15 protein-coding genes are annotated in these 22,968 nt (G+C 45.5%); 5 read left to right on the forward strand and 10 right to left on the reverse strand.

Annotated elements, in window-relative coordinates:
• The first annotated feature begins 186 nt into the window (after window positions 1-186).
• Both ACLSSO_RS11070 and ACLSSO_RS11075 read left to right on the forward strand, forming a co-directional pair.
• Window positions 187-2,394: a penicillin acylase family protein gene (locus tag ACLSSO_RS11070; RefSeq protein ID WP_413942816.1), complete on the forward strand. Its 2,208-nt coding sequence runs from the start codon at window positions 187-189 to the stop codon at window positions 2,392-2,394.
• Window positions 2,395-2,512: 118 nt separating this feature from the next.
• Window positions 2,513-3,004 carry a hypothetical protein gene (locus tag ACLSSO_RS11075; protein ID WP_413942817.1) on the forward strand — a complete coding sequence of 164 codons (492 nt, stop codon included), beginning with the start codon at window positions 2,513-2,515 and terminating at the stop codon, window positions 3,002-3,004.
• A gap of 35 nt (window positions 3,005-3,039) precedes the next feature.
• Here ACLSSO_RS11075 and cysS read toward each other — a convergent pair whose 3' ends face one another.
• From cysS to ACLSSO_RS11105, 6 genes are all read right to left on the reverse strand, one after another.
• Complete coding sequence (cysS, locus tag ACLSSO_RS11080) at window positions 3,040-4,491, reverse strand: cysteine--tRNA ligase (protein WP_413942818.1); 1,452 nt, start codon at window positions 4,489-4,491, stop codon at window positions 3,040-3,042.
• A 7-nt stretch (window positions 4,492-4,498) separates the two neighbouring features.
• The gene (gene gltX, locus ACLSSO_RS11085; protein WP_295902445.1) at window positions 4,499-5,980 is read right to left on the reverse strand and encodes a glutamate--tRNA ligase; all 1,482 of its coding nucleotides are present in this window, start codon (window positions 5,978-5,980) and stop codon (window positions 4,499-4,501) included.
• A 129-nt stretch (window positions 5,981-6,109) separates the two neighbouring features.
• Window positions 6,110-6,604 (reverse strand): CarD family transcriptional regulator, encoded by a 495-nt coding sequence (locus tag ACLSSO_RS11090; RefSeq protein WP_340592045.1) that lies wholly within the window; start codon window positions 6,602-6,604, stop codon window positions 6,110-6,112.
• A gap of 184 nt (window positions 6,605-6,788) precedes the next feature.
• Complete coding sequence (locus tag ACLSSO_RS11095) at window positions 6,789-8,930, reverse strand: S8 family serine peptidase (RefSeq protein ID WP_413942819.1); 2,142 nt, start codon at window positions 8,928-8,930, stop codon at window positions 6,789-6,791.
• An 89-nt stretch (window positions 8,931-9,019) separates the two neighbouring features.
• Window positions 9,020-9,427 (reverse strand): hypothetical protein, encoded by a 408-nt coding sequence (locus tag ACLSSO_RS11100; protein WP_413942820.1) that lies wholly within the window; start codon window positions 9,425-9,427, stop codon window positions 9,020-9,022.
• Window positions 9,428-9,523: 96 nt separating this feature from the next.
• Entirely contained in the window at window positions 9,524-10,315 is a 792-nt protein-coding gene (locus ACLSSO_RS11105; RefSeq protein ID WP_413942821.1) for a substrate-binding periplasmic protein, read from the reverse strand.
• 180 nt (window positions 10,316-10,495) lie between these two features.
• Between ACLSSO_RS11105 and ACLSSO_RS11110 the strand changes: the two genes are divergently transcribed.
• Complete coding sequence (locus ACLSSO_RS11110) at window positions 10,496-11,299, forward strand: substrate-binding periplasmic protein (RefSeq protein WP_413942822.1); 804 nt, start codon at window positions 10,496-10,498, stop codon at window positions 11,297-11,299.
• Between the two features lie 2 nt (window positions 11,300-11,301).
• Here the strand turns inward: ACLSSO_RS11110 and ACLSSO_RS11115 are convergent, their stop codons facing one another.
• On the reverse strand, window positions 11,302-12,987 hold the full coding sequence (locus ACLSSO_RS11115; RefSeq protein ID WP_413942823.1) for a serine/threonine protein kinase: 1,686 nt from the start codon (window positions 12,985-12,987) through the stop codon (window positions 11,302-11,304).
• A 409-nt stretch (window positions 12,988-13,396) separates the two neighbouring features.
• On the opposite strand from ACLSSO_RS11115, the gene ACLSSO_RS11120 reads away from it, so the two are divergent.
• On the forward strand, window positions 13,397-13,933 hold the full coding sequence (locus ACLSSO_RS11120; RefSeq protein ID WP_413942824.1) for a hypothetical protein: 537 nt from the start codon (window positions 13,397-13,399) through the stop codon (window positions 13,931-13,933).
• Complete coding sequence (locus ACLSSO_RS11125) at window positions 13,930-15,948, forward strand: hypothetical protein (protein WP_413942825.1); 2,019 nt, start codon at window positions 13,930-13,932, stop codon at window positions 15,946-15,948. The genes ACLSSO_RS11120 and ACLSSO_RS11125 overlap by 4 nt, the downstream gene beginning before the upstream one ends.
• 2 nt (window positions 15,949-15,950) lie before the next feature.
• On the opposite strand, the gene ACLSSO_RS11130 is transcribed toward ACLSSO_RS11125, so the two are convergent.
• Genes ACLSSO_RS11130 through ACLSSO_RS11140 form a run of 3 tightly spaced genes read right to left on the reverse strand, consistent with a single transcriptional unit; the run spans window position 15,951 to window position 22,966 of the window.
• Complete coding sequence (locus ACLSSO_RS11130) at window positions 15,951-16,973, reverse strand: hypothetical protein (protein ID WP_413942826.1); 1,023 nt, start codon at window positions 16,971-16,973, stop codon at window positions 15,951-15,953.
• A gap of 13 nt (window positions 16,974-16,986) precedes the next feature.
• Complete coding sequence (locus tag ACLSSO_RS11135; RefSeq protein ID WP_413942827.1) at window positions 16,987-22,431, reverse strand: tail fiber domain-containing protein; 5,445 nt, start codon at window positions 22,429-22,431, stop codon at window positions 16,987-16,989.
• Entirely contained in the window at window positions 22,421-22,966 is a 546-nt protein-coding gene (locus ACLSSO_RS11140; protein WP_413942828.1) for a hypothetical protein, read from the reverse strand. Before ACLSSO_RS11140 ends, ACLSSO_RS11135 begins: the two co-directional genes overlap by 11 nt.
• Window positions 22,967-22,968: the final 2 nt, after the last annotated feature.

Consider the following 22,968-nt stretch of genomic DNA (forward strand, 5'->3'; position numbering starts at 1 on the left):
TCTGGCTACAACGCATTAACTTATGAGTGTAACTTAGATATGATGCCGTGTAGCTAGAAACCGTAGTAGACTTTGGGCATGAAATTTTTAAAACGAAGCCTCCTTGGGCTTGTCATTCTTCTTAGTATTGCTGCTCTCGGAATTTATTTTTTCCTTAGAAGTTCTCTAGCCCCTATGGATGGAACTTTGAAAATTCAGAACCTCTCACATCCGGTAAAGGTGACTCGCGATACTTTTGGAATTCCTCACATTCGCGCAGAAAATAAACTCGATGCTTTAAGAGCGCTGGGCTTTGTTCAGGCCAGTGAGCGACTTTTTCAGATGGAGCTTTCCCGCCGCATGACTCAAGGCGAGTTGAGCGAAGTCTTTGGCGAGATCGCTTTAAAGAGTGACAAACTTTATCGCAGCTTGATGCTAAAACGCTCCGTGGAGAGAATGCTCGCTCTTGAAAAATCACAAGGCCGCTTTGATCAACAAGTTTGGGATGAGATGGCGGCCTATTTTGATGGCATAAATCAATACATCGCCACGCGTCCGCTTCCCTATGAAATGCAAATTTTGGGATTGAAGCCTCGTCCTTTCACTCCACTTGACGCTTATATCATGACGGGTCACATGGCTTATAGTTTTGGTATTGCTCTTAAAGCTGATCCTCTTATGACAAAGCTTGCTGACAAACTTTCTCTGGATCAGTTTCAGGCTTTACGAAATGATCCTTTAAAAGCACCAATTAAAATTGCTGCTGCCTCAGCTTCGGACCCGTGGCCCTCCACTCTGCAGGCGATTGCCTCTGAAGGACTTTTTATTCCTTCCTTCGAAGGCAGTAACGCGTGGCTTGTGGGACCTGAGCGCTCGCAATCGGGAAAAAGTATTTTTGCGAATGACCCGCATATTGGTTACAGTTCTCCGGCAGTTTGGTTTGAAGCCCATATTCAAACACCTGAGTTTGAAATTTACGGACACTACTTGCCTCTCGTTCCTTTCGCTGTCTTAGGCCACAATCGCCATCACGCCTGGGGTTTCACGATGTCGCTCGCTGACGACATGGATCTTTTCCGTGAAACTTTAGATAAAGAAAAGAAAACGGTTTTATTTAAAAACAAACCACAACCTTACCTGGAGTGGACAGAAGTTATTAAGATCAAAGATCAACCGGATCTTGTGCTGAGCATGATTGAAACGTCTCACGGCCCCATCATGGATGAGTTTCTGTCAGAGAAAAATCTCGCTTTAAAATGGGCCTTCCACCGTCCAGAAAACAATCCAATGCGTGCTCTCAGAAATATGGCCGAAGCCAAAGACATCAAAGCCTTTGAAACAGCTTTGCAATATGGAACTGCACCTGGACTTAATGTGATGTATTCGGATGCCGAGAATATCGCATGGTGGGTTTTTGGTGATATGGCCGTAAAGAAGAATCCAAACTCCGATATGATTCTCAATGGCAGCACGGGTACGGATGAATACGAACGTCTTCTTGCTTGGGACGAAAAACCTCACTTAGTAAATCCCGAGTCTGGATTTATTGTGACGGCAAATTCGCGACCTCAAGGGCTGAACGCAAATATTCGTGGCGACTGGCAGTCGGATGATCGCTTTCAAACAATCTCTCGCGCCCTCGCTGAAAAAGATCAGTGGAGCGCGGAAGAGTTTAAAGCTCTTCAAACTGAAAACTTCAATTATCAGAACAAAAATATTCTGAATAAAATGTTTGAGCATATTCGTTTAAACGACACTGAAAATGCAAAATACAAAAATCAGCTCGAAGCGCTTAAATCTTGGAATATGCAGTCTGATGTGAATTCCAAAGAAGCGGGCCTTTTCCATCAATGGAACAACGAAAATATTTTATTGATGCTTGAAGATTTCGATGAAGACACGAGAGCCGCTTATCTCAACACTCCTTACGCTTGGGTGTTTTATGAAAGGGCTATCTTAAACCCCACTTCGACATGGTGGACTCATAAGAATTATACGAAGGTTGTAACGAAGGGCTTTATCGCGGCAGCGGAAAAACTTTCTAACAATCCAACTTGGGGAACATTGCATACGATTGAATACATGCACCCACTAGGAAGAAACTACCCTTTGAATAAGATCTTCAATCTTGGCCCTTATCCAATGCCGGGATCCTACAACGATATCAACAACAACAAGATGCGCTCTATGGGTGGCGACTTCAAGGTCGTTGCGGGCCCCTCCACTCGTCGTATCATCGACTTTGCAAATCCACAAAAAAGCTGGGGCATCAATCCCATCGGAAACTCAGGACACATGCTTTCGCCGTTCTACAAAGACCAAGTGCAAATGTTCCTCGACGGAAAATACCGCCCGCAGTTGATGGATGAAAAAGATATCGCGGCCGCAAAAACTCACGAACTCACTCTTGAGTAAATGCAAACATATAGGAGTCTAAGTGACACTGGACTCCTGTATCCTCACACCTTACAAAAAGATTAGGTCTCTGTCAGAACTCCCCTGTGCCACTATCACTCTGTAAGAAGGAGATGTTATGGCATTGCAACTCTTTAGCTTTTTCTTTGCGACACTCTTGGCCGGAACCGCTTTCGCCTATCCCAATGTGGGAGATAAAGTTCAATGGACAGGCACCGTGAAACAACCCGATGGTTCGTTAATGGAAGTAAAAATCATCAAAGAAGTGACGAGCTTTGATAAAAAAGAAAATAAGTGGACTGTAAAATACGAAGCCACCATGGGAAGCGAGACTTCCACTCAGCTCATTCAAGTGGACAATCTCTACTCCCCTGACCGCTACAAAGAAATGATGGCCAATTGCATGCTTCAAGGTGGAACTGTCGAGAAGATTTCTACACCTGCCGGCAACTATGACACTTGCAAAATGACGACGGTTGCCTCCGATGGAAGCACTGTTGAAAAATGGTGGGGGAATATTCCATTCGGTGTTGTGAGCAAGAGCACTCGCACCAACAACACCGCTGTTTTGAAAAAACCTGATCTTAATTCTGTGATCGCGGGCCTTTAAGTATGTACCAAATCAGCACGATGGGAAGCAGGTACCTATTTCGTGACTTCCCAGAAGCTGCCTTCCGGGGTGTCGCTCACTGAGATACCCATTTCGGTGAGCTTCGCACGCAGCTCATCGGACTTTGCAAAGTCTTTGGCTGCACGGGCTGCTGCTCTTTCTGCAACCACAGCTTCCACTGCCGAACGCTCAATCTTCATTTGCGCAAGCAAGCGGCTATCAAGATCTTGCAAGAACGCTTGAGCTGGTTGTTGGAATAAACTCATCAAAGCACCGACACGGTGGACGAAGTTGCGATATGCCAAAGCTTTACCTTGAACTGCTGGATTGACCTTCAAGCCACGACGAACTTGGTTGTTAAACTGACGAGTCACTTCAAACAATGCCGCAAAAACTTCCGGAGTTCCGAAGTCATCATTCAACGCCGTTGTGACTTTATCCCAAGCTTCCTTCGTGATTTTCTCAAAACCAGCATCAACAGCAGTTACTTCCGGAGTCAAATAACTCTCTGCCACCGCAAGCGCTGAGTAAATACGCGCAAGTCCTGTTACCGCACGACCAATCGAATCGTCCGAGAAATCACTCACACTGCGATAGTGCACATTGAGCATCATCCACTTGTAAACTTCCGGCGGATTCACTTCGAGGAACTCGCGCATGGAAACGATATTCCCCAAAGACTTCGACATTTTTTGAGATCCGAAGTTGATCATATTCCAGTGCATCCAGTATTTGACGAACTGCTTATGAGTGCAGCCTTCACTTTGCGCGATTTCGTTTTCATGGTGTGGGAAAATCAAATCCATTCCACCACCGTGAATATCGATCTGATCACCAAAAATATCTTTGATCATTGCCGAGCACTCAATGTGCCAGCCTGGACGCCCCGGCCCCCACGGAGAAGGCCAGGAAATCTCACCTGCTTTAGCGGACTTCCAAAGAGCGAAGTCTTCTGCGTTGTGCTTCTTTTCATCCACATCAATGCGAGATCCCGCTTGTTGGTCTTCGACTTTACGACCGCTTAATTTTCCGTAGCCATCAAAAGAGGATACGGAATAGTTCACGTCGCCATCTGCCTGGTAAGCCTTTTTGTTTTCAATTAATTTTGAAATCACAGCGCGGATGCCGTCCATGTGTTCAGTGACTTTCGGATTGAAATCGTGGGGACGCAAACCTAATGTCGCAAAATCTTTTTTATATTCAGCGATATAAAGTTCAGAAACGTCTCCGGCGGATTTTCCCATTTCATTCGCACGCGCGATGATTTTGTCATCCACATCTGTGAAATTCAGAGCGTACTGAACTTTATAGCCAAGCTCTTCCAACCAGTTGCGAACCAGGTTAAAAAACACAACACCCCGAAAATTTCCGACATGCAGGAAATTATAAACCGTCGGACCGCAGACGTAGATTTTTACTTCACCTGGAGTGAGCGGTTTAAATTCCTCTGTCTGGCGGGAAAGCGTGCTGTAGATTTTTAAAGACATATTACACCTATGTTTTCGCCAATGCCTGCTCTGCACGAGCAATTAAAGATGTTTTCTTAATAAGAGGCACAAGAATCTTCAATTCAGCTCCGTGGGGTTTTCCAATCACCGCCACACGAATTGGCATAAAGAGATTTTTCCCTTTAGCACCTGTCTTGTTTTTCACTTCGTCTTGGTATTTCAAGAACTCATCTTCTGTCATAAAGTCAGAAGGATGCGCCTTCACAAGCTCCAACCACGCTGCCAAAACAGCTTTTGTCGGTTCCCATTTCAAAGTCTCATCAGCCTCTGGCAAGATCACATAAGACTTATCATTCAGAGGTCTATAAAGCTCAACGGCATCTGCCAAGATTTCCATGTAAGGCTTAAACAAAGCAATCGACTTATCTTGCCATACAGGATCTTGCGGAAGTTCCATTTTCTCACGCGCCAAGAAAGGCTGAATCGCCTTCCAAAGTTCTGCGTTCGGAAGCGCACGCAAGTGCATCGAGTTCATCCACTTAAATTTCACTCGGTCAAAGATCGCACCCGATGGATTCAAACGAGAGATATCAAACGCCTGTTTCATATCTTCGACGGTCATGATCTCTTTGCCCTCTGGATGTGACCAACCAAGAAGAGCGATGAAATTCAAAACAGCTGAAGCCAAGTAGCCTTCTTCTTTCAACTGACCGCAAGCCACGGCACCTTTACGTTTAGAAAGTTTTTGACGATCTTCATCCAAGATCAAAGCCATGTGACCGAATTCAGGCAATGGCCAGTTCAAAGATTCATAGATCATCATTTGGCGCAAAGTATTTGGAAGATGCTCTTCAGCGCGGAAGACATGCGTGATCTTCATTAAGTGATCGTCAACAACGCAGCAGAAGTTATAAACTGGCATACCGTCAGAGCGCAAAAGAACGAAGTCACCTACCATGTCCGATGGGAATTTCACTTCTCCACGCACTAGATCTGTAAAGATATAATCTTTCGCAAGACCTTTTGTTTTGAAACGAACAACACCTTTGTTGCCCGCCTTCAAATGGTCCAACGCTTTTTGCAAAGGCCAATCTTGATACGGAGAATTCACGTGCGGAGAACGACCCGCCGCCAAAGCTTCAGCTCTTTGCTTTTCAATTTCTTCATCAGTGAGAAAACAGTAATAAGCTTTACCCGCTTCAAGAAGCTGGTCCGCATATTTTTTGTAGATGTCTTGGCGCTCACTTTGACGATAAGGACCGTTTGGACCGACATCTTTCAACGTTTTTGGATCCACGCCTTCATCCCAAAGAAGACCCAACCACACAAGATCATCAACAACTCCGCGAAGAGATTCTTCTGTTGAACGCGCTTCATCCGTGTCTTCAATACGAAGAATAAATTCGCCACCGTTTTTCTTGGCAAAAAGATAGTTGTAAAGAGCGGTTCTAGCTCCACCGACGTGCAGGTATCCAGTCGGAGATGGGGCGAAACGAACGCGAGGATGCGGGGCGATTTTTGAGGTCATGGATGCTCCAAAATAAAAAAGGCTTGGTCTTTAAAACCAAGCCTTGAATTTATTATGTTTTTTGGAGTTCGTCCAGTGCTGCTTCAGCCTACGCGCCACAGGCGCTTCGGCACTGCCGGCGTCCGCCGACTACGCGGTGATACCGAAGATCGCTTTGACTTCTTCTTCTTTGAAAAGCTCTTCTTGGCTTGTTGCCAAAGTGAGTTCTTTTAGAAGAAGGCTGCGAGCGGAATCAAGCATCTTGCGCTCACCGAAGGAAAGCTCTTTGTCCGCTTTTAGAAGGAACAAATCGCGTAAAACTTCAGCAATTTCGAAAACAGAACCTGTTTTGATTTTCTCCATGTACTCGCGATAACGGCGATTCCATGTTTGGTTGTCGATCTTGATGTCTTTTTCTTTGAGAATACCTACAACGCGTGCTGCTTCTGTCTTAGAAATAATAGGACGGAGTCCTGCAGACTTAACGTTCGTTGTTGGAATCATGATTTTCAGGCCCGTGTCCACTAACTGCATATTGTAGAATGTTGTCTTTGTGCCCAACATTTCTTTGGTTTCAATAGAAACCACTTTAACAACGCCATATCCAGGATAAACTGCATTATCACCGATACTAAACGTTTGCATTCGAGAACCTCCCCCTGAAATTAGATAGGGTTACGACCTTCAACGTTCTATCAAATTTGACACAAGTTATCAAATCAGAGCACCGTGTCTGGAAATAATTTCAGAGGATTTTTCAAAAGAAAAAGGCCCGGATTAAACCGAGCCTTTTCCCGTAATTTCAATTACTTACAGCACTAAATTAGAATTACAACTCAGTAGCCGTATAAACAAGCGCGTAAGCTTGAGCGCCGTTCTTACCTTGAGGAACTTTATAGCCTTTTACAGTCAATTTGTAAGTTCCAGCCGGAAGACCTGCTTTTTCGATCATTTCAAGGTTGTTGATATGATCGTTCATACTCAACGTTTGACCGTTAGGCATCGTCAAAACCAAATCCAAATCGTTCACAAGGGCTTGGGCCGCATTCGCAGAACCCGGAGCATCTGTCCAAACAAGGTTCGCGTAAAGCTTGCCAGTGCCAGACAAAGTGAATTCATAAGAATCCTCAGATCCTTGCGCCACACCGTTGCGGTTGTCGATCAATTTTGTTTTTGGTCCCAAGTTCAAAACATTGGAAACATCCACGCGACCGTAACCTTCGTCAGAGTTCGGACGACGAGTCAAGATCTCCTGACCACGGGCCGCACCGATCTCACCGAATTGACCTGGATACATATCAACTGCTGTGTGAATCATCACAGCTTTCATCAAAGCGCCTGATGGATTTTGCACGCCCAATTTCTCGATCACGATTTGGCGAGCTACGGCTGCTGCACCCGCAGTGAGCGGAGTTGCCATAGAAGTACCACCCGACCAAACGTAGTCTTTATTGTATGCGCCCCACAAATCAGAAGCGTCTTTGACTTGAGATTTAACGCTCAAGATGTTTGTTCCTGGAGCTACGATGTCTGGCTTCACACGGCCATCACTTGTAGGACCACGAGAAGAGAACATCGCCAAACCATTTTCGTTGTTAGAGATGTAATCGCTGTAGATAGGCTCTGCTGGCCATTCATCTTTAGCAGCTCTCAATTTGCTGATTGGAACTTGGATACCACCTGTAGAAACTTTGTTTTCAGAAGCTCCCACAGTCAGAACGTTTTTCGCTGTTCCCGGAGACGCCATGGAGTTAGCATCGATACGGCCGTCCTTGTTTTTATCTGCGCCAGAGTTACCCGCCGCAAAAAGGATCAACATATCAGGATTTGCATACAGCCATTCGTCAACTTGGATGGCGAAGTTGTCGTAAGCACCGAAAGTACGAGCCCCACCCCAAGAGTTTGTGTGGATGCGAGCGCCTTCTGAATAAGCTTTTGTGAAAAGATCGCCCAATTTAGATGGAACGCTTAAGTTTTTAAGCATTGGCGACCACATACCTTCAGCCACCATTTTTGCTTCATAAGCTCCGCCTTTAAGAAGACCTTTTGAAGCTGTTCCGCGACCCATCACTGATCCGGCAACGTGAGTTCCGTGACCCATTGGATCGTCCCAAGTTTTAGACCACAAACCGAATGGGTAACCTGAAGCTACGCCACCGGCGAAGTCTTGGTGGATGGATGAGACATTTCCAGAATCCAAACCTGTGTCAGCCATAGAAACGATTTGCCCACGACCGGTGAAACCTTGCGCCCAAGCGGCATCAAATTTCATCACGCGAGTTCCAGGCTCATCACCTGTTAGATCCGAGTAATCGCCAGCTGCTGTTGCATGAACATCACCAGCAATGTCTTGATCCATCGCGAAGTGGAAAAGTTCGATCTCTGGAGTTGGTTGAACGTTTTCAACACCTGTAAGCGCTGCCACCTGAGCTACAGTTCCGCGAGGAACCAAAGCCATGATAGACTTTCCGCCAATAACTTGAAGTTCTACTTGAGGATTTAACGCCGTCATTTGAGAAGCGATTTTCTCCGCTTCAGAAGACTTAAAGATCTTCACTAACACACTTTGAACGGTGTCTTTATTAAAGATGCTCGCCACTTCGAACTGAGAACTTACTTTATAAGAAGGAGCGTATTTAACTATTGCTTGAACTTCTGGGTGATTGTTCTTGAAAGAAACTAGATTTGCGTAAGTACCGCGAACAACCAAAGCGTCATCTGGAAGATAACCGAAAACTTCAAACTGTCCTTTAAGTTTTGATTTATCAGCTTCTGTGATCGCCTTTTTGAATTGCACGATGTACTCAGTCGCCTGAGTTTCCATCATCCAAGATGCGGCGTAGTTGTTAGAAATTTTATTCGTATCAATGGCGCCCGCATTCAGCTTCAACACTGTACCGGCACTTGCTGCACTCACTGTTAACATCGCAACAGCGGATGCCACTGTGATATTTTTCACAAGATGATTCATAGATTTCCCCCTCTACGAGGAAAATCAGATCACGACCGAAGTCGTGGAGCAATATCAAAGCGAGAAGATGATGCGCCGAGACGGCGGCGTTAAAGTTGATGAGCCATCACTGCGAGAGACAGATTTCCAGCAGTTCTTCCCTTGGAGTTCATGCCAATTTCCATCTCTTGATTTTCAGGTGCAAACAATTGTGCTCTCTCAGTGGCCTTGGCCTGCCCACGCACACGTTTTGTTACGAGAACATCCATGTAAAGGCCGTTTTTTTTGTTTACCTGAGATTTTTTTGCGAAAACTTCCACCAAAGTTTCTGTTTGCCCATCGTCAGAGAACTGACTTACGAAACTTTTTTTGCCGGATTTAGCAACGGTGTTGATAGAAATCGGAGATTGCCCCTTAAGGCCTACACGCATGCTCACCTGATAGTTTGGAGCTGCGGCCCAAGAGTTAAGAGAAAGAAAAAACGAAGCCGTAACAATGCTGAGAATACTTTTTTTCATTTGAACCACGTCCTTGTGATCTATAAATCAATAGTGACAAGGATTTTCGTCGTGTTCAAGGGGAATATCGAAAAAAATAAATTTGCGGAATAGCAGTCAATTCACAAGTTCCAAATACGGATAGCGCTTTTGAAGTCGCTTGATCACGCCCTTTTTTTCCAGGTTTTGAAAAGCTTTGCGAAGAGTTTCTTCCAACTCAGGATCGCTATTTTTGGATAAACCAAATGTGCGATGACCAAGATCTGATAAGCGCACAATTTTTTCCATCTTCACCTTTGCATACATGGGATTTTCTTTGACGATTTCTCTTTGAACGTAATCCAAAACATCTTCGTCGATGGCCATATAGGGCATACGGTGCCCCATGAGCTTTAACACCAGGATCCTGTCGTCCACGGTTTCATCCAGGGCCGCTCCGAGTTTTTGCAAGTCGCCTGCCCAAGAATATCCACGGGTCACTCCGACAACTTTCCCCTTCAATTCTTCCTTGGACTTCAGCTGCAACTGGGCTGCTTTTTCTTTTAAAGCATAAATCCAAATACTGCGGGTCATTTTCGGACCGATCCAATTAAAATACTTTTCGCGCTCTACGGGAACGGTTCCTAAAGGATACATCAAAATGTTCGGGCTTTCGGTTGAGATTTTATAAGCTCGCTTCCAAGGAAAAACTTGTATCGGAGTGTGACCGAGGTCCGTTTTTCCCTCTTTTCTAAGCTCCACCAAAAGTTCATCGATAATTTCCGTCATAAACCCTGCGGGTTTTCCCTTTTCATCAACATAGCTAAACGGCGGAAAACTTGCCGTCATAATCTGAAAAGAGGGTGTTTTCTTTTGTGCGAAAAGCGAAGGGCTCAACAATAGCACACAAATCAAAGAGAGATATTTCACAACAGTATTTCCTTCTTACTCAATCAAATACGGGAGTGCCTCTTTTTTAGCAACATCAAATTCACGGAAGAGAAATTCAAATATGCGGGCAAGATTTGTCATTTTATGGACATCGTTTCGCAAACGAAATTGCGGTGGATTTTTTAACTTCTTGCTCTTAGCATTCTACATGGAGGCGGCGTGAAAGCTCAGAATTCCATGGCTGTGTTATTTTTTCTATTGCTATCGGCGTGCACAGCTTACAGCAAAGAAACCATTCGTATTTCTACAGGAGAATGGTCTCCGTTTATTTCTGAGTCGTTAGAAAACAATGGCTTGATTGCTCAAATCACGCGCGAAGCTTTTGCACGGGTTGGGTTTGACATAAAGTTGGGATTTTTTCCTTGGGCTCGCGCCGGAGAACTCTCCAAATCCGGTGAATGGGATGGCACCATCGCTTTTGTCAGACTTAAAGAAAGAGAAAAAGTTTATTATTACAGCGACGTGATTTATACCGGCCAATATGTGTTCTTTCATCTGAAATCATATCCTTTGCAATGGAATGATTACGCGGATCTTAAAAATATCACTATCGCCTCCACACGTGGATACGGCGGCATGGGCGAAAAATTTATTCAGGCTGAAAAAGACGGCGTCATTAAAGTTCTAAGGCTCACATCAGACACTCAGAGTTTTAATATGCTCCTGACCCAGCGGGTACAAGCCGTGCCGAGCGATTTGGAAGTCGGTTACGTCTACCTTAAAAAACTTTATGGAAAAGACGCGAGTAAATTCACACACAGTCCGCACATTATCCATCGGGCTGACTACCATTTGGTGATTTCAAAAAAAATTAAAAATGGACCACAGCTTATTGAGAAATTTAATGAGGGGCTGAAGCTTCTTCATAAGTCCGGAAGATACCAAGAAATACTGAAGTCATGGTACCGCAAACCCCTCTATAAAGAGGCTGTTCCCCACAGTTACTTAAAACTAAAAGAATAAAACTATCTGTTTTTCGGTTTTTTGTGACTCACCTTTTTTTTGATTTTATTTTCACGGTATTCGGTGATTTTCAAAGTCGGAAAACTTTGCAGATGAACTATATGATGCGTCTCTTGCTTCGGAACATATTTAAAACTGTGCGGTATATAAGTTTCTTTATAAATATCAACTTGATAAGCTTTATTCTGTTCCATAGCCAATGAAACTGGAACAGCTAACGAATGAGCCTGTCCATCAACTAACATTGTTGCTCCGCTCGGAACAGAGGAAAATGTAATAGAGACCATTCTCGCAGGCGCGACAACGACTTTCTTTTTTTTGAAGAACCGCTCCTGAAAGGCGTCATTAAACTCTCTCAGTGTGTCCTTATAACTAGCTAGATCCAGGTTATAGCTGGGGACGCTGACATTTGGAAAATAAACCCGAAAAGCGACACCCCCAAAGCACCCAATAACAACGAAAACCAATCCAACGAACATCTTTCCTAAAGGAATTCTTTCGTTTTCGCTAACGACCCGAAGTTGATCCATTCTCATGACTTTTTGAGGCGGCAATCGTGGCGATGAAAAAGGGTTCACCCTTTTTAGGGTCAAAAGGGTTTTTTCCAGCATAGAAACCGACTTTGGGTACGACTGTTTTACAGAGGGCTCCTGTCTGAACGCCTTCAACTCCTCGAATGAACTTAAATACTGTCGCACAAAAGAGCGATACTTTAAGTGATCGCTCAACTCTTGAGAGGAAAACTGCGGATACACGCGATTAAGAATAAAATTAAGATCTTTTATGAGTTCTCGCGCTCCTTGATATCTAAGCTCCGGCTTATGATGAAGAAGTTTTTCTAGAATCTTTTTCGAAAAATCGATGCGATTAGATTCTGCAAAGTTAAGATTATCTATCTTATACTCCATCACCTTTTTGCGAACTTCTTCGATACTGCTGCCTGAAAAGAATCGACGGTTTGTTAATAGCTCCCAAAAAATAATTCCCAGTGAAAAAAGATCCGTGCGATGATCTATAGGCTCTCCGTGAATTTGCTCAGGACTCATGTAGACGACTTTGCCTTTTACAACACCGTGGGTTGTATGCTCGGATGCCGACGCCTTGGCGATTCCAAAATCAATCACTTTCACTTCGCCATCAAAGGTAAGCATAATATTATGCGGACTGAGATCTCTATGAATAAGATTCAATGGCTTGCCACTGGAAGGATCCTGCACATGAACGGCATAATCTAATCCTTCAGCGATCTCTTTAATAATATAAAAAACCAAGGGAAGGTCGAGCAATTCTTCGCTCTCACGCAGATAAGCGATCAGTTCCCGGAGTGAAACTCCGTGGATGAACTCCATCACGAAATAGGCTTCGGAATTCACCATTCCAAAATCGAAGGTCTGCACAATATTTTGATGATTTAGGCACGCCGCAATTCGCATTTCATCCAGAAACATCTGCCTCATCTCGTGACTGTCTAAATAATCCGGGAGAGTTTTCTTCAAGGCGACAATTTTACCCAGGCCATGACTTACTGTGGATCTGGCCAGAAACACTTCTGCCATTCCTCCTTTGGCGATGGATTTTAGGATTTGATACGAACCAATATTTTTCACATATACAAAGATAAAAGCTTTTCGTTGGATAGGCGCTAACAGGAACTCCCCCCACGACCATAAACCGTTGCTCAATTGCATACACAAGCAACACTCGATGTGTCGTCAAGGTAATAGGCAAATTCCAAACTTTAGACATTTGGTAAGGCCTTAAATTCCTACCAAGCGCCACCCCCCCTGTGCACCGATATTGCACGTACACTGAATATCAGAGGGGGTTCTATGGTTTTGAAAATTCTTTTATGTGCGGCTATTCTCAGCTCGGTAGCCTGTGCCTCCACCCGCAGAGTTTTTTCGTCTTGGAGCGATCCCACAAAATCTGTGTATATTACAGATGTCACACAAAAACCCTCTCGCGGAATCGCAAGTCAAAGAAACTAAGTCACTCATGAAGAGCCGTTGCATCAAAAGAAATGAAGCAACAGTTCTTTGGCTGTGACAGACAAATCTCGACTACTCGATATAATTTGTTACCGTTTACACTGTCTTTGTGAACAAACAAATCATCTTCAGCACATTTGCAGGTATTTTGATTGGTTTTATAATTGGAAAGGTCACTGAAAGACCTACTCCTTTAAACAATATCGAGCCTGCACCGCCGTCGATACAGAAGCAAGAGTCTGCACCAGAAAAGATCGTCTACAAAGAATGCCCCACGGATCCTACTGATAGTATTTTACCTGCACCAAGTCTTTCCGCAAATTTAGCAACTCCGCTTCTTTCTAATCACGAAGGTGAAGTCCGCGTTGCCTGGAATGCAGTTCCTCACGCCACCCGCTATCGCCTGCAAGTTTTAGATCCTGTAGGGAAGGTTGTAAAAACTTACACCACTCCGCGTACGACGATTTATCTCAAAGAATTAGCCTATAACGAGAGCCTTCCATTTACGCCCTACTCTGTTGTTCTTTCGACGATCAACCGAAAGAATGAAGAAGGTGCCGTAAGTCCACGATACGAAGTTCGTATTCGTCCTCTGAAAAATCTCACAGCCCCCACGATCAACGAAATCACCATCGAGAACGAATGAAGAATCGTTCTTGGGCCAACCTTTTGACTTTGTTCATCCTCCTAGTGATTGCAGTTCCCTTCTGGGTGCAATCCAGGGATGATTCGTATATTGATCTATTGCAAGACGGCGCCTTAGAAAATATCAATACTCTTGAAGATGAAATCCAAACTCGTGATGCTGCTTTGGAAATGAAAGACATCCAAGTCGACATGCAAGATGGTTTAAAACAAGACACTCCCGCTCGAAGTGTGCGAGTCACATTGGGAACTGTTGAAAACGCTGCTTTTTACGACGCACAGGTCGTTCCGTACAAACATATATGGGCACAACCGATGCAGTTCACAGCCCCGACCGCAGAGCCAATCATTCGTCTTCGATTAAATCCCGGACAATATCAAATTCGCACAAGATCTTTGAGCGATCAGAGAATGCCTGGGCCTTGGGGGCCTTACAAAGCTTTTTGGGTTAATTTTTCTCCTCTGCGCAGTGCCTTTCCAAAACCTAACTCTGTGGTGGAAGCGAAATCAGATAAAAATGAAATCATCACTTTCGAATGGCCTAAAAAAGACGGTGCTAAATTTTATTTATATATTTTAAAAAACCATAAAGGTGAAAACTTAAAAATACTTTTAACAAAACGAAACTGGTTGCGTGAGCCTCTGCAGGTCGATTCCCAGTATTACTGGTCTGTTACTCCCGTACAAAATAAATCCCATGCCTTGTCTCTTTTAAAACAAACGCACGGTGTTTCTTATCAGCGATTTTCTCTTGTGAAAGCGACTGAAGGAGGACAAGTTCTTAACGTGAAGGTAACAGCGAATAACAAAGCTGAAAAGTATCAATTTGAAGTTGTTAGTGTGAACAAAAACAATGAAACTTCAGAACCTTCTACCTATGATTCCTTTAGTCCTGGCGTTGCCTTAAAGCTAGCCCCCGGTGAATATGAAATTCGGAGTCGCTATATTTTAGAGGGCAATACACCTTCGGAATGGAGTGCGCCATCAAGTTTTTTCATTGCAAGATCGGCTCCTCGCCCCCTCAGTCCTGAACCGCAAAGCACCGTGGAGTCCACCGACGATCTTAAATCTCAGACGCGTTTTGAATGGTTGGCCGACAAAGGTGCTGATCGATATGAGTTCTCATTGTTTGCAGATGACGGCTTCCTGATTGAAACAAAAATCACACAAGATCCTTGGGTTATTTTAAATCTTCCTGCGGGACAGCGATACAAATGGTCTGTGAAGGCTTTATCTCCAAGAGAGAAGTCAAATCCGGTGGATCGCGCTCCCGCCTCGGCTACAGAGTTTGCAATTAATAATTATGTGAAACTGGATTTAGGTGTCTCGGAAGAATCTTCTCAGTTTTATGGTTGGGCTCGACAGATTTCTTCTTTCTCTAGTTTAAAAGGCGCCAATTATGATTTGAATTCGATTGTTAATCAGACTCTTTACTCGGGTGAAACAGAGGGAGCCATTGGTTATTGGCATCGCAAATCGCGTTTAGGTGTTCTTGGTCAAGTGGGTACTTCTGGAGTTATTATTGACGGCCAGTATCATGCCTACAACGACGCTGGAATTCATTTGGGATATCGCCATATTCTTGCCAACGGTGCTCGGCTCCGATTTTGGTTGGGATATGCCTATAAAGAAATGCCGGAAGTTTTAACTCATCCATTTACTTCTAAAGTTGATGTGAAACTTTTAAAAAGCATGGGCCCTGAATTGCGAGCCGCGTATTTTGCTTCAATTACCGAGCGTATCGGTTATCAGATTCAAGCTTCTTATTATCTTGGCACTCAAGATCTTGGAACACCTAATGGACTGCCGCAAAAAAATCGTTATTCCTATAAGGGCAGTTTCTTTGGCACTTATCAATCAGATGAACTTAACAAATGGCTTATCGGTTACACTTACAACGTCGAGCATGCAGAGTATGCGACCAATGATCCTATCGGACTTCCGAACACTGTCGAATTGACAGGACATTATTTAAGTTTGATGTATGAGTTTGGATTGCAAGCTCCGTTAAAGTAGCACTAAGGATAAGAAATTATCACTTGTCCTGCGACTCCTGGAGATGTTGAAGCTGCTGCTCCCCCGGCTGCCGAAGTTCCTGCTTCCGCCAAGTTTCCCGGCGTTGCACCACTGCCTGCCGCGGTTGTCGTACCGACGCAAGTTCCCCCGCCGCCGCCGCCACCTTTATTTCCGGCCGCTGTTGCATTACTTCCTACGACGCCACAACCTCCACCACCGGCACCACCAATACCGTTGTTGTTACTCTCTCCACCGCCACCACCACCGCCACCACCGGCAATGACTTGAATCACGCTTCCTGTGTTTCGGATGACAGACGTAGCACCACCGCCTCCACCGCCACGATTGCCAGCAAGACCACCGCCGCCGCCACCTCCGTAATTTCCTTTTCCGCCTGCGGTTCCTGTTCCTTGTGCTGTTCCGCCACTTATATTTCCTGAACCTACACCATCACCACCAGCCGCAGTTGTTCCCCCTGTGCCTCCGGCATAGCCGCCGCCGCCGCCAGTTCCTGTGCCAGCGCCTCCCGCTGTTCCTCCCTGACCAATGGTGATCGTGAAGGTTTCACCAGGGGTTAAACCCGTGAGCGTCTTCGTAGAGTAACCACCACCTCCGCCGGAACCTGACTTCGTGGAAGCGGTGCCACCAGCGCCGCCGCCACCGCCCCAAGCTTTGATCGTGATGGAAGTACAATTAACAGGAACAGTCCATGTCGTTGTATCTGAAGTGACCGTTTGGGAGCCTGGACTGCAGCTTTGACAAAGTCCAATGGTCACACCCGGAGGAGGATTAGTATAAAAATTTGTCCATTCGGTCTCAGAGGCTGTCGGAATAAACACTCCGTAGCCGTTGGCGTTGGTGACTCTTTTACAAACAGAGTATTCCGTGATTTCTTTAGGATTGTCCTGAGTAAAAGAATTCGGAGTCTGCGGGCAGCTCGTCACACCTGTTGCACAAACAATGTGTCCCGTATCTGCGTAAGTCAGGAATGAAAAAAAAGATAAAACTAAAAATAGTTCGCGCATAAAGAAAAATTCCTTATTTTTTTTGTTCCATAATCATGTTGCGAATTTCTTGAATCTCTTTACGCAAATCTTCATTTTGTTTTTTAAGCTCTTGCATTTCGGCTTTTAAAGATGCCACATCGCGGGTGTTTGCGTGCGTAGCTTCTTCATGGGCCACACACATGCCATAAAGTTCTTTAGTCGCTTCAATTAATGGAGAAACCACGTTTCCGTACTTCACGGCCTTAAACCCTGTTCGCGCATCTGTGACCACAAGATCTGGCTCTACTTGCTCTACTTCTTGAGCGATAAGCCCCACTTCTGGTTTGCCATCTTTGATCCAGTTAAAACGAACGCCTCTTAGTTTTAGAATTGTGTCCAGCCCTGACATCGTGACAATGTCTTTTTTAAGACGACGATCCGAGGTGTAGTTATAACTTGGCGCTGAAATACTTGTTGTCACTGTCAAAGTTCCACCGACGGAAGCATTTCCACTTGTCGTCACAGAAGCTACGGAAAGAGCAGCGGAAGAGCTGACGTCCGCTCCGGTGATTGTGCCGTCTGTGATATCCGCAGAAGCCACGGAATTTTTAGTCGCGAGAGTTCCAAGCCCTGTAATATCGGAATTTGAAAGTTGTGCGGCAGTCCAACTTGCTCCACCCCAACGCAGAGTTTGCCCTGTTGTTGAACCATTGGAAATTGAAATCACGGGAGCTGCTCCGCCCGAACTTGCTAAAGGAGCCGTCGCAGTAACACCCGTCACATACGTCGCTGGTGCCTGACAGGCCCAACCTGTGGCCGTCCACGTTGCGACATGACCCGTAGTTGCGCAGGCGAAATCAAAAAACTTTCCTGTATCGTCTTTGATGACGAGGTTTGATGTTGCAACATTCACTCCGCCGTAATTTAAATCTGCACCTAAAATCGTTCCGTCTAAAATTTTTCCTGTCGTCACTGCATTAGCAGCAATTGTCGCTGCGGCAGAACCCGGACCTGCTGCAGTTACATCGCCAGTTAATGCCGTGACGTAATTGCCAGCAGCTTGTTTTGAATTGAATGCATCGTAATCTGTTTTACTTAAAAGACCTGCGGTCGTTCCCGCTGTTGCAGCCATTGGAATATTCAAAGTGTGAATATCAGATGATGAAGACCATCCCGGAGCTGTGCCCGTTGTGCCAATGGCAAACGATTGAGTCGAACCTGTTTGTCCACCAAGAGATGTTAAGCCTGCGCCAGAAACACCCAACGCTTTCACAGCTCCATCCCAATACTTAATTTGATTTGATGTCGTGTTATACCAAACTTTACCTTTGTCAGCCGCAGTTAAACCCGCGGGATCACTCGCAACGCTATTCAATCCCAAAAGTCCTGTCATCACATCACCAGATTTATTCACCGGAGTGTAACCTAAAGCTGTTGTTACATCTGAAGATGCAATATTAGCTCCCGTTGTCACGCGGCCTTTGGCATCGACAGTTACTTTTGAATATGTGCCCGCAGTTACACCAGAGTTCGCAAGCGTTGTAGTCGTAGATCCCGCCGTGGAAGTCACATCACCGGTCAATGCCGGCATACGTGCTGCGGCTAAAGTTCCTGTTGCATCCGCAGTTCCAAGGTCTACTGAGTTTTGTGTCGCTAAAGAACCCAGACCAGTTACATCTGAAGTTGAAAGCTGAGCTGCGACCCACGCCGCTCCACTCCAGCGAAGTGTTTGGCCCGTTGTTGAACCATTGGAAATTGAAATAACGGGGGCTGCTCCGCCCGAACTCGCTAGTGGCGCCGTTGCAGTTACGCCTGTCACAGTACCAGTGCCAGCATTGTCGGTTCCGCAAGTCCAACCTGTGCCGTTCCATTTTAAAACTTCGTTATTCGCACAAGCTACGTTGTTAGGTTTATACGAAAGATACTGACCCACCGCTGAAGATACACGGTCGACGCGAACGTTATTGACAGTGACAGCACCCAAGTTAGTTATTACTGCGTCACCGGACATCGTTTGTTCAACGGCAGCATTTGTTCCATCACCAATCCAAATTTTTCCATTCGCAAGCGAAGGTAACAATGGTGTTGGAGCCTGACAGGCCCAGCCCGTTGCAGTCCATGTCGCGACATTGCCTGTAGATCCGCAGGCAAAGTCAAAAAATTTGCCCGTATTGTCTTTGATGACAAGTCCGGATGTGGCAAGGTTGACTCCGCCATAATTTAGATCTGCACCTAAAATAGTTCCATCTAAAATTTTTCCTGTCGTCACTGCATTGGCAGCAATTGTCGCTGCGGCAGAGCCTGGGCCTGAAGCCGTTACGTCACCCGTTAATGCTGTGACGTAATTGCCAGCAGCTTGTTTTGAATTGAATGCATCGTAATCTGTTTTACTTAAAAGACCCGCCGTTGTTCCTGCCGTTGCCGCCATCGGAATATTCAAAGTATGAGTATCAGATCCAGAAGACCATGCTGGAGCAGTTCCTGTAGTTCCAATGGCAAATGTTTGTGTAGAGCCCGTTTGTCCACCAAGAGAAGTTAAACCTGCTCCAGAAATTCCCAGGGCCTTTGCCGTAGTTCCATCCCAGTATTTCACTTGACCCGTTGTTGAGTTAAACCAAGTTTTACCTTTATCAGCTGCTGTGAAACCCGCAATCAAAGTAGCTTCAGTCGCATTCGTATAGTTCCCTAAACCAATTGTTCCCGTCATGACATCACCGGCTTTATTAAGCGGTGTATACGTCAATGCTGTTGTGACGTCCGAAGAACTGATCGTCGCGCCAACGGTCACACGGCCTTTCGTATCCACTGTCACTTTTGAATAAGTGCCGGCCGTCACACCTGAGTTCGCCAGCGTTGTAGCAGTTGATCCTGCCGTGGAAGTCACATCACCGGTCAATGCTGGCATACGTGCTGCGGCTAAAGTTCCTGTTGCATCCGCAGTTCCAAGGTCTACTGAGTTTTTAGTCGCAAGAGTTCCAAGACCTGTAATATCAGAGTTGGAAAGCTGTGCCGCGACCCAACTTGCTCCACCCCAACGAAGAGTTTGTCCCGCCGTTGTCCCATTTGAAATTGAAATCACGGGAGCGGTTCCACCTGAGCTCGCCAAAGGAGCCGTTGCTGTGACACCAGTCACGGTTCCCGTTCCCGCATTATCGGTGCCGCAGACCCACCCCGTGCCATTCCATTTTAAAACCTCGTTCGTCGCACAAGAAGGCAAAGGAGCTATTGGTGCCTGACATGTCCAGCCGGTCGTTGTCCAGGTCGCTACATCACCCGTCGTTCCACAAGTGAAGTTAAAGAATTTACCGGTATTGTCTTTGATAACTAAACCTGAAGTGACGGTGTTCACTCCACCGTAGTTTAAGTCTGCACCTAAAATAGTTCCGTCCAAGATCTTTGCCGTTGTCACAGCGTTTGCTGCGATTGTTGCTCCCGCTGAACCTGGGCCCGCAGCCGTCACATCACCAGTCAATGCCGTTATATAATTTCCTGCTACTTGTTTTGAATTAAACGCAACATAGTCAGCGTTACTTAAAAGACCCGCTGTCGCTCCTGCCGCCGAGGCCATTGGAATATTCAAAGTATGAGTATCAGATCCTGAAGACCATGCTGGAGCAGTTCCCGCAGTTCCAGTACTAAATGTTTGTGTAGAACCTGTTTGTCCACCAAGGGAAGTTAAACCTGCACCAGAAATTCCCAGGGCCTTTGCCGCAGTTCCATCCCAGTATTTCACTTGACCTGTTGTCGAGTTAAACCAAGTTTTACCTTTGTCGCCGGCACCGTAGCCAGAAATCAGAGTCGCTTCCGTCGCATTGGTATAGTTGCCTAAACCAATACTGCCTGTCATAACATCGCCAGCTTTATTAAGTGGCGTATAACCTAAAGCTCCCGTAACGTCAGCGGATCCAATATTAGCTCCAACAGTCACGCGACCCTTTGTATCCACAGTCACTTTAGAATATGTTCCCGCCGTCACACCTGAATCCACAAGACCAAGGGCACCCGCTGTGTAAGTCAGTGGACTATTTACGGACACTGTTGAATAAGAACCCGCCCCATTTTTTTGCACGATACCTGTGCCTACTAACGAAACAAGATCCGTTGCTAAAATATTTGTTAACTGACTTCCGTCGACGCCTGGAAGTTTTGCTGCGCTATCTAATTTCACGATTTTATTCGCCGTCGTTCCCGTATTCACACTGACAACACCACCAGAGACATTCAATCCTGACGTCGCCGTATCGGTATCGAACTGCACAATGCCTTTTGCAGAATAAGAAGCATCCGATGCCGTCCAGCCAACTCCATCATCAGCGACGACCCACTTTGCTCCGTCGTATTTTAAAATTTTATTCGCAGTTAATCCCGTGTCATCAACAACACGGCCTCTGATTTTATTGACTGTTAAATTAGTATAAGCTCCCGAAACGTCTCCACCGAAAGCGGCACTGGTTTCGATCACTGTTCCTTGCGGCAACAACGTTTTTGCAGCAGTTCCGTCCCAATAACGCAATTGTCCCGATGTCGATTGAATCCACATTGATCCTGTGGCGCTTGTGCCTAACGCTGTTAACTGTCCCACAAGAGTCGCATCTTGAGCTGCCGTATAAGCTCCCACTCCCACAGTTCCCGTTACTTTTAAGGAGCCACCAACATAGACATTTTTATTGGCGTCAATGCTCATAGCCTCTGTAGAACCCGTATAAAATTTTAGACCATTTGAGTTTTCATTACTTTCAATACGTGCTCGTTGTGTTGTTGTGCCACTGTAAAACTCAACGGAACTTGTTCCTCCGGCTCCTGTCGCAGCTCCTAAGCGAAGTCGCGGAGAATTTTTTTGAATATCCACATCGGCCGTCGCGGAATTTGTTCCTACCCCGACATTTCCTGTTGTTGAGATATTTCCTGTGTACGAATTGGAACCATCAATTTTCGCGTAAAGAGAATCATGGTTGTGTAAACTGCTGGCATCAGAACCATTTAACAATGAGGTTAAAGCGGCTTGAGTCACGGTTGCATCTTTCGCTATAAAATCAGCAGCACGTTTTCCCTCTAGCATATTTGTATTAAACGAAAAAGGTGCGGCGCCCACAGTTTGCATATCTGAAAACGGCACGCCATCTACAAGAACCTCAATACGGCGCCAATCATTTGCAACCGGCACGTAAACTCCCGAACACGAATCTGAAATGCCGGGAGAACTATTATTAAAAATATTTGCGAAGTTATTACCTGGCCCGGTTGAGTGTCCTGTGGCTCCAATAAGAACCGAGAAAATTCCGAAAGCATTTGGTGAAACGCTTTGTGTGTCTTCGTAAAGGTAACATGATCCAGTCGGAGGATAAATTCGGTATTTTACAGTGACCGGCGTGTTGATAGGAACCCCACCTGTGTCAGTAAGACGGCCTTGAAACGGAATGAGCTGAGGTACGCTGTTTCCAGCAAAAGCCATTTCGGCCATTACAATAATAAGTGCGACCATAAATTTATGGGCCATAAACAATCCCTGTTATCCCCGTTTGTAAATTCATTGTTGGAGAACTAAAATGTCCGTCAGTTCCCGCAATACTTGATGTGAATTGAACTTTGCCTGATGTATCCTCGATCGCGTTTGCTGAGGAAACCACCTGAAATGAGGCCGAGGTTGCTGGCAATACGAAGCGAATACGTGCTTTGGCGGCGGCCGTATGACCCATCTTTGTTTTCGCGCGAACGTAAACATCCAACAGACCGCGAACAATCAAATGAACTGTAAATCGTCCACTGGCACAGTTATCAGCTAAGTGCTGCCAGCTTGAGCCATCGAAAGAGTATTCCAAACCGTACGATTTAGTATCACAGGTTCCCACTAGCACAAATTTCGTGGTTGGAGTTGTCGTTGAATAGTTCTCCGAACCATCAAAAGTGGGAACGTCCGTCTTAATAAGTTCCTCCGAACTTGGCGATGGTGACGGAGAACAGGCGGCCAGCGTTATTGTTAAGAACGCTACGATCCCGTTATTAAGAATTAGATACTGTAACGAACGAGTCAAAA

It is taken from the genome of Bdellovibrio sp. HCB-162, assembly GCF_047344985.1.
GTDB lineage: Bacteria > Bdellovibrionota > Bdellovibrionia > Bdellovibrionales > Bdellovibrionaceae > Bdellovibrio.